This is a genomic window from Kutzneria sp. NPDC051319, assembly GCF_040682195.1.
Taxonomy (GTDB): domain Bacteria; phylum Actinomycetota; class Actinomycetes; order Mycobacteriales; family Pseudonocardiaceae; genus Kutzneria.
In genome coordinates this window covers 102,153-116,440 of sequence record NZ_JBFBAM010000015.1, presented here as the reverse complement: position 1 = coordinate 116,440, position 14,288 = coordinate 102,153, and the positions used below count along the sequence as shown (strand labels likewise).

Genomic DNA, 14,288 nt, shown 5'->3' with positions numbered 1-14,288 from the left:
TCAGCCGGCCCCGGCCTGGCCGTCGGCGGTCAGCCGGTAGCCGACGCCGCGCACGGTCTCCACCAGCGCCGGCCGGCCCAGCTTGGTCCGCAGGGTGGCCACGTGCACGTCCAGCGTCCGGTTGGCGCCGGCCCAGCTGCGGCCCCACACCTCGGCGATGATCCGCTCCCGCGTGCACACCGCGCCACCAGCGCCCACCACCAGCGCCAGCACCTGGAACTCCTTGCGGGACAGGGTGATCGGCTCCTCGGCCACGATCACCTGATGCCGCACGAGGTCGATGTGCACGTCGCCGACCTCCACCACGCCCGCGGTGCCGCCGCCGGCGCCGGGGACCGCGTCGCCGCGCCGGCGCCGCACCGCGTGCACCCGGGCCACCAGCTCGCCCACGTCGTACGGCTTGACCAGGTAGTCGTCGGCGCCCGCGTGCAGACCGAGGATCCGGTCGTCCACCTCGCCGCGCGCCGACACCACGATGATCGCCACGTCGCTGGCCGCCCTGATCTGCCGGCACAGCGTGATGCCGTCGATGTCGGGCAGGCCGAGGTCGAGCAGCACGACGTCGACGCCGGTGAGCCGATCGAGCACGCCGCGCCCGGTGGCCAGCCGCTCCACCGTCAGCCCCCGCCTGGCCAGGGCCGGCAGCAGCGCCTCGGCGACCCGGTCGTCGTCCTCGACGAGCAGTACCCGCACCAGTGGCACCTCCCCGCGTGTCCTCCCCGGCCGGTGCGGCGGGGTCGACGGCAACTCTAGGTGGCTGGGGTCACACGCCGACGGGGCGGTACCCGGGCCCGTTGCTCCGAACGAGTGAAGCCGATCGATTCGACGGCCAATTGTTTGCCAAGTCTTTACACTCGCCTTCTTGACAGCCGACGGGCCCGTTCCTCCACTGTGGACACGCCGGTCGATGTCGAGCGTCCGTCACACCCGAGGCGGACGGTCCGCCGGACGCCGCTAGGCTGCGTGACTGAGCTGCAACCCTAAGTCTTGGTCAAGCCGCCTGGACTGGTGTTGTCGGAGGACCCTAGGTTTCCGCCAACACCCGCCCCCCTTTGTCGTCGTGGAGGATCGATGTCTGCTGCCGGCGACGTGCCGCCGATGATCAGGATGGCGGGCGTGGACAAGTTCTTCGGTCCGCTGCACGTGCTCAAGGGCATCGACCTCGAGGTGCCCAAGGGCCAGGTCGTCGTGGTGCTCGGGCCGTCGGGCTCGGGCAAGTCCACGCTGTGCCGCACGATCAACCGCCTGGAGCCGATCGACAGCGGCACGATCGAGGTGGACGGCCAGCCGGTCCCCGCCGAGGGCAAGGCGCTGGCCCGGCTGCGTGCCGATGTGGGCATGGTCTTCCAGTCTTTCAACCTGTTCGCGCACAAGACGATCGTCGAGAACGTCATGCTGGCTCCGGTGAAGGTGCGCGGCGTGGCCTCGGCCCAGGCGCGCCAGAACGGCATGGAGCTGCTGGAGCGGGTCGGCATCGCCAACCAGGCCGACAAGTACCCGGCGCAGCTGTCCGGCGGGCAGCAGCAGCGGGCGGCCATCGCCCGCGCGCTGAACATGAAGCCCAAGGTGATGCTGTTCGACGAGCCGACCTCGGCGCTGGACCCCGAGGTGGTCAACGAGGTGCTGGACGTGATGACGTCGCTGGCCCGCGACGGCATGACGATGCTCGTGGTCACGCACGAGATGGGCTTCGCCCGCCGCGCGTCCGACCGCGTGGTGTTCATGGCCGACGGCGAGATCGTCGAGGACGCCGCCACCGAGGAGTTCTTCACCGCCCCCAGGTCCGAGCGGGCGCGCGACTTCCTCGGCAAGATCCTCAGCCACTGAAGTATCGACAGTCCGAGAGGAACGACATCATGCGGTTGAGTCCGGTTCTGCGCGCAGGCGCGCTGGTGGCCACGCTCGCGCTGGCCGTGACCGCCTGCGGTGGGAAGAGCCAGCAGGCGGCCGGAGGCAGCGACTCGCTGGTCGACCGGGCCAAGGCGGACAACAAGCTGACCGTCGGCATCAAGTTCGACCAGCCCGGCCTCGGCCTCAAGACCGGCGACGGCTACACCGGCTTCGACGTCGACGTGGCCAAGTACATCGCCAAGAAGCTGGGCGTGGACGAGAAGAACATCGTCTTCAAGCAGGCCCCCTCCGCCCAGCGCGAGGACCTCATCGCCCAGGGCGACGTGGACCTGGTGATCGCCACGTACACGATCAACGACAAGCGCAAGCAGAAGGTCTCCTTCGCCGGCCCGTACTTCGTGGCCGGCCAGGACCTGCTGGTGAAGACCGAGAACACGGACATCACCGGCCCGGAGACCCTCAACGGCAAGAAGCTCTGCTCGGTGACCGGCTCCACCTCGGCGCAGAACATCCAGACCAAGTTCGCCAACAAGGTGGCGCTGCAGCAGTACGGCGGCTACTCGGAGTGCGTCACGGGCCTGCTCAACGGGGCCATCGACGCCCTGAGCACCGACGACATCATCCTGCAGGGCTACGCCAACGCGGACGCCAACAAGGGCAAGCTCAAGGTCGTCGGCAAGCCGTTCTCCAACGAGCCGTACGGCATCGGCCTGAAGAAGGGCGACACCAAGACCCAGCAGGCGCTGGACGGCTACATCCAGGAGATGGAGAAGGACGGCTCCTGGTCGGCCGCGCTGAAGAAGAACTTCGGCGACAGCTACAAGGTGCCGGCCGAGCCGCCGATCACCGAGAAGTGATCTTCTGATCTCGGGGCGCCGGAGTTGTGTCCGGCGCCCCGTTTCACACCCGAGGAGCTTGCTCACGTGGACTTCCTGAGCAACTACGACCTGCTCGGCGCGTTCTGGGTCACCGTGCAGCTCACGTTCTGGTCGGCGATCGGCGCCCTGATCTGGGGCGTGGTGCTGGCCGGCATGCGGGTGAGCCCGGTGTGGCTGATGCGGGCCTTCGCCACCGCGTACGTCAACGTCGTCCGCAACACCCCGCTGACCCTGCTGGTGGTGGCCGCGTCGCTGGGCCTGTACCAGACGCTCGGCGTCTCGCTGACCACCGACACCACCACCGCGGCCATCGACATCACCAACTTCCGGCTGTCGGTGCTGGCGTTCATCCTCTACACCGGCACGTTCGTGTCCGAGGCCGTGCGCTCGGGCATCAACACCGTGCCGGTGGGCCAGGCCGAGGCGTCCCGCGCGCTGGGCCTGGGCTTCATGCAGACGCTGACCATCGTCGTGCTGCCGCAGGCGCTGCGCTCGGTGGTGGCTCCGCTGGCCAGCGTGCTGATCGCGCTGACCAAGAACACCACCATCGCCAGCGCCATCGGCGTGGCCGAGGCGGCGGTGCTGATGAAGACCATGCTCGAGAACGAGGGCCAGGCCGGTTCGCTGGTGTTCGTGGTGTTCGCGCTGGGCTTCGTGGTCCTGACCCTCCCCGTCGGCCTGATCCTGGGCTGGCTGTCCCAGAAGGTGGCGGTCAAGCGATGAGCGCGCCCTCCGTCCTCTACGACGCGCCCGGCCCCAAGGCCAGGGTCCGCAACACGGTCTACAGCGTGGTGTTCCTGGTCGTGCTGGCCGCGGTCGCCTGGCTCGTCGTGGCCGCGCTGAACAACAAGGACCAGCTCACGGCCAAGATGTGGAGCCCGTTCCTGTCGGGCGACACCTGGACCGTGTACCTGATCCCCGGCCTGGGCACGACGCTGCTGGCCGCGGTGCTGGCCATCGTCATCGCCCTGCCGATCGGCGCGATCTTCGGCATCGCCCGGCTGTCCGAGCACCGGTGGATCCGGGTGCCGGCCGGCGTGCTGGTCGAGCTGTTCCGGGCCATCCCGGTCCTGATGCTCATGCTGTTCGCGAACTTCTTCTACGTCTGGTACACCGACATCGACTCCGACATCCGGCCGCTGTTCGCCGTGGTGACGGGTCTGGTGCTGTACAACGGCTCGGTGCTGGCCGAGGTGTTCCGGGCCGGCATCTCCTCGCTGCCGCGGGGCCAGTCCGAGGCGGCGTACGCGCTGGGGCTGCGCAAGGTGCAGACCATGCTGACGATCCTGCTGCCGCAGGCCGTCACCGTGATGCTGCCGGCCATCGTCAGCCAGCTGGTAGTCGTCGTGAAGGACACCGCGCTGGGCTCCACGATCCTGTCGTTCTCGGACCTGCTGTCCAACTACCGGATCCTGTCGGCCAACTTCGGCAACACCATTCCCACGCTGATCGTCATCGGCCTGATCTACGTGGTGGTGAACTGGGTGGTCACCCGCCTGGCGGCCCTCCTGGAGCAGCGCATGTCCCGCCGCGGCCGCAGCAGCGCCCGCCCCGTCGGCCCGGCCAGCACCACCGCCGTCCCCATGGCCGACCTCCCCGTAGCCGACCCCCTGTAACCCCTTCTTCACACCGCGAGTCCCGCTCTCGGGCAACTGAGTGTCGAGTTCCGTAACTCGACACATGGTTGCTGGAGAGCGGGACTCGCGGTTTCAGCTGGGGATCTGGGGTGGGGCGGGTTTGGGGGCGGAGGTGCCGAGGGCCTGGTCGTAGTCGTGTTGCCAGGTGCCGTCGGTGACGGCGGTGCGGACGATGCGCGTGAGACGGTCCCTGAGGCCGGAATCCCCGCCCGGCAGGGCGATGACGTAGTCCACGGGTTTCGGGGCCGCCAGCGCCGACACAGACAGGTTGCCGGGGTCCGCCGAGGCGTAGCCGCTCACCACCGGCAGGTAGTCGGCGACCGCGTCCACGCCGCCGGAGCCCAGCTCATCCACGCAATCCCGCACCGAGGTGCTGCCGACCAGCTTGCCGGGGTCGGTGATCTTGGCGTCGCGGGCCATGGCCTGCTCCGGGGAGTTCGACACCGTGCAGACCTTGCGGCCGGCGGCCGACGCCGCGTCCGTGACGGTCGGGCCCGACTTCCGGTACAGCAGCCCCAGCCCGGCCGTCAGGTACGGCCCGGCGGCGAGCAGGCCGGCCGGACCGGCCTGGGCCTTGGTCGCGCCGCCGAGGAAGATGTCGACGGTCCCGGCGACGACGGACGGCAGCCCGGTGTCCGAGGTCAGCTGCGTGAAGGTGATCTGGTCGGGCTTCAACCCGAGGCCGGCGGCGATGAGCTTGCCCAGCTCCACCTCGAAGCCGTCGAACGCGCCCGAGACGGGATCGCGGTGGGCCAGGCCGGGGGTGTCGGCCCGCAGACCAATGATGATCTTGCCGCGGTCGGTGATCCGCTTCAGGGTCGCCGACTCGGCCGGCCGCGAGGACGTGGTCGGAGCCGGCTCGTCGGGGCCGCCGCAGGCGACGACCAGCACCGACGCCGCCGCCACCAGCGCGGCGAGGCCGGTGGCTCGCTGGTTCACGCCCCCATCGTGCACACAGTTTCGGAACCTGTCGACCGGAGAGCAGCCGTGGTACCGCGGAGAGTGCGGATTCGCGCCGCTGCCTGGACCGCGGGCCGAGGCGGATCGCATCTTTCCAGCGATCCGCCTCGGCCAAGGGAAGGCAGCGGCTTAGAGCGAATCCGCCCGGCGCGGAACGCGCCGAGAGGGCACAGCAACCTATTTCGCGGAACGCTTGAACAGCCGGAGAATCGGGTCGTAGTAGTGGTCCGCGACCCTTTCCTTCATGGGGATCAGGGCGTTGTCGGTGATCTTGATGTGCTCGGGGCACACCTCGGTGCAGCACTTGGTGATGTTGCAGAAGCCCAGGCCATGATCGGTCTTGGCCTCCTTCGCCCGGTTCTCCCGCGCGTCGAGCGGGTGCATGTCCAGCTCGGCGACGCGCATCAGGAACCGCGGACCCGAGAAGTTGGTCTTGTTGTCCTCGTGGTCACGCACGACGTGGCAGGTGTTCTGGCACAGGAAGCACTCGATGCACTTGCGGAACTCCTGCGAGCGCTCGACGTCGATCTGCTCCATGCGGTACTCGCCCGGCGCGACGCCCTCCGGCGGCGCGAAAGCGGGCACCTCGCGGGCCTTCTCGTAGTTGTAGCTGACGTCCGTGACCAGGTCGCGGATCACCGGGAACGTCCGCATCGGCGTCACCGTGACGGTCTCGTCCTCGGTGAACGTCGACATCCGGGTCATGCACAGCAGCCGCGGCCGGCCGTTGATCTCGGCCGAGCACGAGCCGCACTTGCCGGCCTTGCAGTTCCAGCGGACGGCCATGTCCGGCGCCTGCGTGGCCTGCAGCCGGTGGATCACGTCCAGCACGACCTCGCCCTCGTTCACCTCGACGGTGAAGTCCTTGAGGTCGCCGCCGGACGCGTCGCCGCGCCACACCTTGAACTTCGCCTTGTACCCCATGTCAGCTCTCCTTCGCGGGGATGTCGGCGAGCTCGCCGGGGGTGAAGTACTTCGCCAGCTCCGAGTACTCGAACAGGCCCATCAGGTCGGGCCGCAGGGGGATCTGGTCCTTCGAGTTCACGTCCACGCCGTCGCCGGCCGTGTTGACCACGCAGACCAGCAGCTGCTTGCGCCAGTCGGCGTCCATCCCCGGGTGGTCCTCCCGGGTGTGGCCGCCGCGGCTCTCGGTGCGCAGCAGCGCCGCCTTGGCCACGCATTCGCTGACCAGCAACATGTTGCGCAGGTCCAGCGCGAGGTGCCAGCCCGGGTTGAACTGCCGGTGCCCCTCCACCACGATGTTGCGGGCCCGGCCCTTGAGCTCCTCCAGGGCCACCAGCGCCTGCTCCACCTCGCCGCCGCGGCGGATGATGCCGACCAGGTCGTTCATCGTCTGCTGCAGCTGGGTGTGCACGCTGTACGGGTTCTCCTGCGCGCCGGCCTCGCCGCCCTCGAACACGGCGACCGCCCGCCGGGACGCGGCGTCCACATCGGACTCCGCGATGACCGGGGCCTTGTCGGCCTGCGCGTCCACGTAGGCGCAGGCGCCCGCGCCGGCCCGCCGGCCGAACACCAGCAGGTCGGACAGCGAGTTGCCGCCCAGCCGGTTGGAGCCGTGCATGCCGCCGGCCACCTCGCCGCACGCGAACAGCCCGGCCACGCTGGAGGCCGCGGTGTCCGGCTCGACCTCGACGCCGCCCATCACGTAGTGGCAGGTCGGGCCGACCTCCATCGGCTCCTTGGTGATGTCGACGTCGGCCAGCTCCTTGAACTGGTGGTGCATCGACGGCAGCCGCCGGATGATCTCCTCGGCCGGCAGCCGGGACGAGACGTCCAGGAACACGCCGCCGTGGGGCGATCCCCTGCCGGCCTTGACCTCGGAGTTGATCGCCCGGGCCACCTCGTCGCGGGGCAGCAGCTCCGGCGGGCGCCGGTTGTTGCCCTGGTCGGTGTACCAGCGGTCGGCCTCGTCCTCGTTGTCCGCGTACTTGTCCTTGAACACGTCCGGGATGTACTCGAACATGAAGCGCTTGCCGTCGCTGTTGCGCAGCACGCCGCCGTCGCCGCGGACCGACTCGGTGACCAGGATGCCCTTCACCGACGGCGGCCAGACCATGCCGGTCGGGTGGAACTGGACGAACTCCATGTTGATCAGCGAGGCCCCCGCGCGCAGGGCGAGCGCGTGCCCGTCGCCGGTGTACTCCCAGGAGTTCGACGTCACCTTGAACGACTTGCCGATGCCGCCGGTGGCCAGCACCACGGCCGGCGCGCCGAACAGCACGAAGCGGCCGCTCTCGCGCCAGTAGCCGAAGGCGCCGGCGATGCGGTCGCCGTCCATCAGCAGCTCGGTCACCGTGCACTCGGCGAACACCTTGAGCCGGGACTCGTAGTCGCCGGTCTCGCGCTTGTCCTCCTGTTGCAGCGACACGATCTTCTGCTGCAGGCTGCGGATCAGCTCCAGGCCGGTGCGGTCGCCGACGTGGGCCAGCCGCGGGTACTCGTGCCCGCCGAAGTTGCGCTGGCTGATCTTGCCGTCCTTGGTGCGGTCGAACAGCGCGCCGTAGGTCTCCAGCTCCCAGACCCGGTCCGGGGCCTCCTTGGCGTGCAGCTCGGCCATCCGCCAGTTGTTCAGGAACTTGCCGCCGCGCATGGTGTCGCGGAAGTGAACCTGCCAGTTGTCGTCGCTGTTGACGTTGCCCATGGAGGCGGCGATGCCGCCCTCGGCCATGACGGTGTGGGCCTTGCCGAACAACGACTTGCACACCACGGCGACGCGCTTGCCCTGCTGCCGGGCCTCGATGGCCGCCCGCAGGCCCGCGCCGCCCGCGCCGATGACCACGACGTCGTAGTCGTGGCGTTCCAACTCGGTCATGAAAGCTCCACTATTCGATTGTCGGGCTCAGAAGAACCGGAGGTCGGAGATCGTTCCGCCGGCCACGAGCGCGACGTAGAGGTCGGCGAGCGCGACCCCGATCAGCGAGGCCCAGGCGAAGGCCATGTGCCTCGTGTTGAGCTTGGACACGAAGGTCCATGCCTTGTAGCGCACCGGGTGCTTCGAGAAGTGCGTGAGCCGGCCGCCCATGACGTGCCGGCAGGAGTGGCAGGACAGCGAGTACAGCCACAGCAGCGCCGCGTTGGCCAACAGCACCAGCGTGCCGAGCCCCATGTGTCCCCATGCGCCGGTCGAGTCGCGGAAGGCGATGACGGCGTCGTAGGTGAGGATCACGTTGAAGATGAGGCCGGCGTAGAAGAAGTACCGGTGCACGTTGTTGAGCACCAGCGGGAAACGGCGCTCGCCGGTGTACTTGCCGTGCGGCTCGGCGACCGCGCAGGCCGGCGGCGAGGACCAGAAGCCGCGGTAGTAGGCCTTGCGGTAGTAGTAGCAGGTCAGCCGGAAGCCGAGCGGGAAGATCAGGATGATCAGCGCCGGGGAGAGTTTCCACCAGTCGCCGAAGATCGCCACCTCGCCCGAGCCCGGCACACAGCTGGTGGCCAGGCAGGGCGAGTAGAACGGCGAGATGTACGGCGCCGAGTAGTAGTAGTCGTTGGCGAACGCGCGAATGGTCGCGTAGATGATGAATGCCACGAGCACAACGACCGTGACGGCGGGCTGGACCCACCACCGGTCGGTGCGCAGTGTGCGCGCTGAAATCTGCGCCCGACCCGGGGCAGTGGTGCCAGCCGTCATGAAGACCTCTTCGCCTCTTTGCGATGAAGTTGTGGGTCGAGCGCCAAACGATCGGCTCAGCCGCGGGTCACCCGCGGTGAGCCTGGTAGCCGCCGACCCCCTCGTCGTCAGCACCATGCCACAGGGCCGGATCGTAGGGTGTGTCGGGGACCACAACGACCTCCAGCGGCTCGGCGCTGCGCGGCGCCGGCGTCGGGCGGGACGAGCCGAGGTCCTCGGCGTCGATGTCCAGCCGTTCCAGGTCGTTGACCAGGCGCTTCACCACTGTCGCGTCGCCGTACTGGGTCTCCAGGGCGGTGATGCACTGCCGAAGCTGTCCGATGGCTCGCCGCAGGTTCGCGATCTCCGAATTGGGCATCTCGGCACCTCCAAAAGCTTGATCAGGCGTCAACGTGTTCGGCGCCACACTGCGCCCTCTCATTGCACTCTGCCTGAACCACAGGGCTGTGACAAGTGCCACACGCGATCTTGGCAAACAAGTCTGCACGCCAGTTCTGCCAGCGTCGGCGCCTCTCGCGGGGACCAGCGGCGGACCATGGAGGCGTACCAGCAAATGACTAGAGAAGTGGCGAACGTCACCGTGACTAGGCATTTCACTGAATCGGTTTTGATTCCCTCGGGGGACATCACCTAGTGTGGGACCCGTCACGTTGCCCGTGAAGCGACGCCAGTGCCGTCGTCCCGCCGGGCCGCTGAGGCGGCCCGTGAGCAGGACAGGAGTTGTCGGCTATGGCGATTCACCCCGTGGTTGCCCAGGTCACCGCGCGGATCGCGACCCGAAGTGAGCACACCCGCGCCGAGTACTTACGCCGGATGAGGGCCGCCGCCGGCGATCGGCCCGCCCGGGCCGGCATGGCGTGCAGCAACCTCGCGCACGGCTTCGCCGCCTGCGTCGGCGAGGACCGGCTCGCGGTGAAGGGGCTGACCAAACCCGGCGTCGCGATCATCTCCTCGTACAACGACCTGCTGTCGGCCCACCAGCCGCTGCACGAGTACCCGGCGTGGCTGAAGGACTCGGTGCGCGAGGCCGGCGGCGTCGCCCAGTTCGCCGGCGGCGTGCCTGCGATGTGCGACGGCATCACCCAGGGCCAGCCCGGCATGGAGCTGTCCCTGTTCAGCCGCGAGGTCATCGCCATGGCCACCGGCATCGCCCTGTCGCACGAGATGTTCGACGCCTCGCTGCTGCTGGGCGTGTGCGACAAGATCGTGCCCGGGCTGCTGATCGGGGCGCTGGCCTTCGGCCACCAGCCGGCGATCTTGGTGCCGGCCGGCCCGATGTCCTCGGGGCTGCCGAACAAGGAGAAGGCCCGGATCCGGCAGCTCTACGCCGAGGGCAAGGCCACCCGCGAGCAGCTGCTGGAGGCCGAGTCGGCGTCCTACCACGGGCCCGGCACCTGCACCTTCTACGGCACCGCCAACTCCAACCAGATGGTCGTCGAGGTGATGGGCCTGCACCTGCCCGGCGCCTCCTTCGTGCCGCCGAACACGCCGCTGCGCAAGGCCCTGACCGAGGAGGCCGGGCGTCGCGTCGTCGGCCTGGCCCGGTCGGCGTCGCTGGCCGAGATGGTCGACGTGAAGGCGGTCGTCAACGGCGTGGTGGCCCTGCTGGCCACCGGCGGGTCCACCAACCTCACGCTGCACCTGCCGGCGATCGCCGCCGCCGCCGGCATCCAGCTGGGCTGGGACGACTTCGCCGAGCTGTCGGCCGTGGTGCCGCTGATGGCCCGCGTGTACCCGAACGGCAGCGCCGACATCAACCACTTCCAGGCCGCCGGCGGCGTGCCGTTCCTCGTCGGCCAGCTGCTCGACGCCGGAATGCTGCACGAGGACGTCCAGACGGTGGCCGGCCCGGGGCTCAACCGCTACCGGCAGGAGCCGTTCCTGGACGGCGACAAGGTGGTGTGGCGGGACGGGCCGGTCGAGTCGCTGGACCCCGCCGTGCTGCGGCCGCACGACGACCCGTTCTCGGCCGACGGCGGGCTGCGGATGCTGGCCGGCAACCTCGGCCGGGCCGTGATCAAGGTGTCGGCCGTGGCCGCGGAGCACCGGGTCGTGCAGGCGCCGGCCCGGGTCTTCACCACACAGGAGGCGTTCACGGCCGCGTTCAAGGCCGGCGAGCTCGACCGTGACGTCGTGGTGGTCGTGCGCAACCAGGGGCCGCAGGCCAACGGCATGCCCGAGCTGCACAAGCTCACCCCCGCGATGGGCGTGCTGATGGACCGCGGGCACCGGGTCGCGCTGGTCACCGACGGCCGCATGTCCGGGGCGTCGGGCAAGATCCCCGCCGCCATCCAGCTGACACCGGAGGCCGCGACCGGTGGACCGCTGGCTCGCGTGCGTGACGGGGACGTCATCCGGCTCGACGCCAACCGTGGCAGCATCGAGGTGTTCGTCGACGACGCCGAGCTGATGGGGCGGCGGCTGGTGGACGGGCCGCCGCACGAGCAGGAGTGGATGGGCACCGGGCGCGAGCTGTTCGGGCCGCTGCGCCGCGCCATCGGCCCCGCCGACGCGGGCGCGAGCGTGTTCGGCAGCACGCTCACCCCGGAGAAGTTCGCCGTCCCCGTGACGACCTGGAAGTGAGGACCATGATTACGCCGGCAGATCTGCTGGACCTGTCCCCCGTGATGCCCGTTGTCGTGTTGGACGACGTGGAGCACGCCGTGCCCGTGGCGGAGGCGCTGCTGCGCGGCGGCATCAAGGTGATCGAGGTGACGCTGCGGACCCCGGCCGCGCTGGCGTCCATCGAGCGGATCGCCGCCGCCGTGCCGGACCTGGTGGTCGGCGCCGGCACCGTGACGGCCCCCGAGCACGCCAAGCAGGCCCTGGACGCCGGCTCGCGGTTCATCGTCACGCCCGGTTCCACCGAGGCGCTGCTGGATGCCGTGGCCGCCACCGGGCTGCCGTTCCTGCCCGGCGTGAGCACCGTCGGCGAGGCGATGCGGGCGGCGGAGCGGGGTTGTTCCGTGCTGAAGTTCTTCCCCGCCGAGGCCGCCGGCGGCGCCCCGTACCTGAAGTCGATCTACGGCCCGCTGCCCGGTCTCCGCTTCTGCCCCACCGGCGGCATCACCGTCGAGTCGGCGCCCAAGTACCTGGCGCTGCCCAACGTCGGCTGCGTCGGCGGCTCCTGGCTCACCCCCGCCGACGCCCTCGCCGCCAACGACTGGCAACGCGTCTCGGCCCTGGCCTCCGCCGCCACCACCCTCCGCTGAAACCCCGGCGAGTCCCGTTCAGCGTCACACCGAAATGCTGAATCCGTTTCAGGCATTCGGTGTGACTGTGGGCGGGACTCGCCGGGGTTCGCCAACCGGTGTCTCGGTTGCCTGAGAGCGGGACTCGCCGATCGTTTCATCGGTTTCATCGCTCGTGAGGGTTGCTCGTCGTAGGCTGCGCGCACCGGCGGTTGACCCGACTGCAACTTTATGAAAACGTTTGTGACCCGCCGCCGCGATACCGAACCAGTGGGAGGTATCCGTGGCACCACGCACACGGCGGTCGCTGGCCGTGGCCGGCGCCCTGCTCGCCGGCGCGCTCGCCGCCGGCCTGACCGTCAGCTCCGTCCCGATGGCTCTGGCCTCGACCCAGGCCCCGGCGGCCGTCCCGTCGCCGCCGAAGAACCTGAAGGCCGCCAACGTCACCGAGACCACGGTGGACCTGTCCTGGAGCGCCTCGACCAGCGATGTCGGCCTCGCGGCGTACGACATCTACCACGACGGGCAGCTCACCAAGTCCGTCGACGGCAAGACGCTCAAGGCCACCGTCACTGGCCTCACCCAGAACACGAGCTACGGCTTCTACATCAACGCCCGCGACGCCAAGGGCGGCGTCTCCCAGGCCAGCAACACGGTCCAGGTGACGACCAAGAAGTCCAGCGACAACACGCCCCCGAGCGCGCCGGGCGGCCTCAAGGTCTCCGGCACCACGGCCAACTCCATCTCCTTGACGTGGACCAAGTCGACCGACAACGTCGGCGTCACCGGCTACACCGTTCTTGAGGGATCCTCACAGGTCGGCCTGGCCACCACGAACTCCTTCACCGTGGAAGGCCTCGCGCCGAACTCGTCGCACACCTACACGGTCACCGCGCGCGACGCCGCCGGCAACGTGTCCAAGCCCAGCGGCAAGGTCACCGGCAAGACCTCCGGCGGCGGTGGCGGCGGGGGCACCACGCCGGGCCAGGTCACCAAGGTGATCGACGACAAGGACGTGCCCTGGGGCCTGGCGACCCTGCCCGACGGCACCATCCTGTTCAACGAGCGGGACACGCACAACCTGATCCACCTGGACCCGAAGACCGGAACGAAGACCACCGCCGGCACGGTTCCCGGCGTGTCCGGCACCAACGGCGAGGGCGGCCTGCTCGGCCTGGAGATCTCGCCGTCCTTCAAGTCCGACAACTGGATCTACGTCTACTTCACCACGTCGTCGGACAACCGCATAGCCCGCTTCAAGTACACCGACGGCAAGCTGGACACCGGCAGCCAGCAGGTGCTGCTCAAGGGCATCCTGCGCAACCAGTTCCACAACGGCGGCCGGCTGCGCTTCGGGCCCGACGGCAAGCTCTACGCCGGCGTCGGCGACGGCGAGAACGGCGACAACGCGCAGAACCTCAACTCCCTCAACGGAAAGATCCTGCGGCTCAACCCCGACGGCAGCGTGCCGTCCGACAATCCCTTCCCCGGCAAGTACGTCTGGAGCTACGGCCACCGCAACGTCGAGGGCCTTGCCTTCGACTCACAGGGGCGGCTGTGGGAGGCCGAGCTCGGCAACTCCATCATGGACGAGCTGAACCTGGTGCAGAAGGGCGGCAACTACGGCTGGCCGTCCTGTGAGGGCACCTCCGGAAGTGGTTGCGGCAACAGCAAGTTCATCAAGCCGATCCAGACCTGGCCGGTGGCCAACGCCTCGCCCAGCGGCCTGGCCATCGTGCACGACGTGCTGTTCATGGCGGCGCTGCGCGGGCAACGGCTGTACCGCATGGAGATCACCGGCAACAGCACGACCAAGCCGGTGGCCTACTTCAACGGCACCTACGGCCGGCTGCGCACCGTCGAGCCGGCGCCGGACGGCGGCCTGTGGCTGACCAACTCCAGCGGTGACAAGGACAGCACCGGCAACAACAGCAAGGACTCGATCTTCCACGTGCAGCTGAACTAGCGGCGCGTTGGTGGCGGGAACGGGGCCTCCCGGGCGGGTGGGGCCCCGTTTCTCGTGTTCCTGGGGCAACGTTCAGAGCCAATCGAGCATTGCCCTTGTTACACCGGCGGATCCCTTTCGTCCCCCGTGGTAGGTTCGCTGGCCGTTCGACCGAGA

At 69.2% G+C, this 14,288-nt stretch carries 13 protein-coding genes; 7 read left to right on the top strand and 6 right to left on the bottom strand.

Annotated elements, in window-relative coordinates:
• Complete coding sequence (locus AB0M73_RS17980; protein WP_363891725.1) at window positions 1-693, bottom strand: response regulator transcription factor; 693 nt, start codon at window positions 691-693, stop codon at window positions 1-3.
• Between the two features lie 405 nt (window positions 694-1,098).
• On the opposite strand from AB0M73_RS17980, the gene AB0M73_RS17975 reads away from it, so the two are divergent.
• From AB0M73_RS17975 to AB0M73_RS17960, 4 genes are all read left to right on the top strand, one after another.
• Window positions 1,099-1,827: an amino acid ABC transporter ATP-binding protein gene (locus tag AB0M73_RS17975; RefSeq protein WP_198047845.1), complete on the top strand. Its 729-nt coding sequence runs from the start codon at window positions 1,099-1,101 to the stop codon at window positions 1,825-1,827.
• Window positions 1,828-1,856: 29 nt separating this feature from the next.
• Window positions 1,857-2,708, top strand: a complete 852-nt coding sequence (locus AB0M73_RS17970; protein ID WP_052395844.1) for a glutamate ABC transporter substrate-binding protein — start codon at window positions 1,857-1,859, stop codon at window positions 2,706-2,708.
• A 66-nt stretch (window positions 2,709-2,774) separates the two neighbouring features.
• A complete protein-coding gene (locus AB0M73_RS17965) occupies window positions 2,775-3,452 on the top strand; it encodes an amino acid ABC transporter permease (RefSeq protein ID WP_363891724.1) in 678 nt (225 codons plus the stop codon).
• Window positions 3,449-4,345 (top strand): amino acid ABC transporter permease, encoded by an 897-nt coding sequence (locus AB0M73_RS17960; protein WP_363891723.1) that lies wholly within the window; start codon window positions 3,449-3,451, stop codon window positions 4,343-4,345. The genes AB0M73_RS17965 and AB0M73_RS17960 overlap by 4 nt, the downstream gene beginning before the upstream one ends.
• 93 nt (window positions 4,346-4,438) lie before the next feature.
• Here AB0M73_RS17960 and AB0M73_RS17955 read toward each other — a convergent pair whose 3' ends face one another.
• From AB0M73_RS17955 to AB0M73_RS17935, 5 genes are all read right to left on the bottom strand, one after another.
• Complete coding sequence (locus AB0M73_RS17955; protein WP_363891722.1) at window positions 4,439-5,305, bottom strand: transporter substrate-binding domain-containing protein; 867 nt, start codon at window positions 5,303-5,305, stop codon at window positions 4,439-4,441.
• Between the two features lie 198 nt (window positions 5,306-5,503).
• Window positions 5,504-6,250 (bottom strand): succinate dehydrogenase/fumarate reductase iron-sulfur subunit, encoded by a 747-nt coding sequence (locus tag AB0M73_RS17950; protein WP_363891721.1) that lies wholly within the window; start codon window positions 6,248-6,250, stop codon window positions 5,504-5,506.
• A 1-nt stretch (window position 6,251) separates the two neighbouring features.
• Window positions 6,252-8,159, bottom strand: coding sequence for a fumarate reductase/succinate dehydrogenase flavoprotein subunit (locus AB0M73_RS17945; protein WP_363891720.1), 1,908 nt, complete (start codon window positions 8,157-8,159; stop codon window positions 6,252-6,254).
• A 27-nt stretch (window positions 8,160-8,186) separates the two neighbouring features.
• Window positions 8,187-8,975, bottom strand: coding sequence for a hypothetical protein (locus AB0M73_RS17940; RefSeq protein WP_043723666.1), 789 nt, complete (start codon window positions 8,973-8,975; stop codon window positions 8,187-8,189).
• A 67-nt stretch (window positions 8,976-9,042) separates the two neighbouring features.
• Window positions 9,043-9,333, bottom strand: coding sequence for a hypothetical protein (locus AB0M73_RS17935; protein WP_363891719.1), 291 nt, complete (start codon window positions 9,331-9,333; stop codon window positions 9,043-9,045).
• Window positions 9,334-9,704: 371 nt separating this feature from the next.
• Here AB0M73_RS17935 and edd point away from each other — a divergent pair, with 371 nt between their 5' ends.
• The 3 genes from edd to AB0M73_RS17920 all read left to right on the top strand — a co-directional run bounded on the left by edd (window position 9,705) and on the right by AB0M73_RS17920 (window position 14,132).
• Window positions 9,705-11,558 carry a phosphogluconate dehydratase gene (gene edd / locus AB0M73_RS17930; RefSeq protein ID WP_363891718.1) on the top strand — a complete coding sequence of 618 codons (1,854 nt, stop codon included), beginning with the start codon at window positions 9,705-9,707 and terminating at the stop codon, window positions 11,556-11,558.
• A 5-nt stretch (window positions 11,559-11,563) separates the two neighbouring features.
• Window positions 11,564-12,187, top strand: coding sequence for a bifunctional 4-hydroxy-2-oxoglutarate aldolase/2-dehydro-3-deoxy-phosphogluconate aldolase (eda, locus tag AB0M73_RS17925; RefSeq protein ID WP_363891717.1), 624 nt, complete (start codon window positions 11,564-11,566; stop codon window positions 12,185-12,187).
• A 262-nt stretch (window positions 12,188-12,449) separates the two neighbouring features.
• A complete protein-coding gene (locus AB0M73_RS17920; RefSeq protein WP_363891716.1) occupies window positions 12,450-14,132 on the top strand; it encodes a PQQ-dependent sugar dehydrogenase in 1,683 nt (560 codons plus the stop codon).
• Window positions 14,133-14,288: the final 156 nt, after the last annotated feature.

What these genes read in the sequence shown, in the direction of transcription:
- AB0M73_RS17940 (WP_043723666.1), bottom strand. Translation starts at nt 8,975, where the DNA reads ATGACGGCTGGCACCACTGCCCCGGGTCGGGCGCAGATTTCAGCGCGC.
- AB0M73_RS17975 (WP_198047845.1), top strand. Translation starts at nt 1,099, where the DNA reads ATGATCAGGATGGCGGGCGTGGACAAGTTCTTCGGTCCGCTGCACGTG.
- AB0M73_RS17935 (WP_363891719.1), bottom strand. Translation starts at nt 9,333, where the DNA reads ATGCCCAATTCGGAGATCGCGAACCTGCGGCGAGCCATCGGACAGCTT.
- AB0M73_RS17950 (WP_363891721.1), bottom strand. Translation starts at nt 6,250, where the DNA reads ATGGGGTACAAGGCGAAGTTCAAGGTGTGGCGCGGCGACGCGTCCGGC.
- edd (WP_363891718.1), top strand. Translation starts at nt 9,705, where the DNA reads ATGGCGATTCACCCCGTGGTTGCCCAGGTCACCGCGCGGATCGCGACC.
- AB0M73_RS17970 (WP_052395844.1), top strand. Translation starts at nt 1,857, where the DNA reads ATGCGGTTGAGTCCGGTTCTGCGCGCAGGCGCGCTGGTGGCCACGCTC.
- AB0M73_RS17960 (WP_363891723.1), top strand. Translation starts at nt 3,449, where the DNA reads ATGAGCGCGCCCTCCGTCCTCTACGACGCGCCCGGCCCCAAGGCCAGG.
- AB0M73_RS17945 (WP_363891720.1), bottom strand. Translation starts at nt 8,159, where the DNA reads ATGACCGAGTTGGAACGCCACGACTACGACGTCGTGGTCATCGGCGCG.
- eda (WP_363891717.1), top strand. Translation starts at nt 11,564, where the DNA reads ATGATTACGCCGGCAGATCTGCTGGACCTGTCCCCCGTGATGCCCGTT.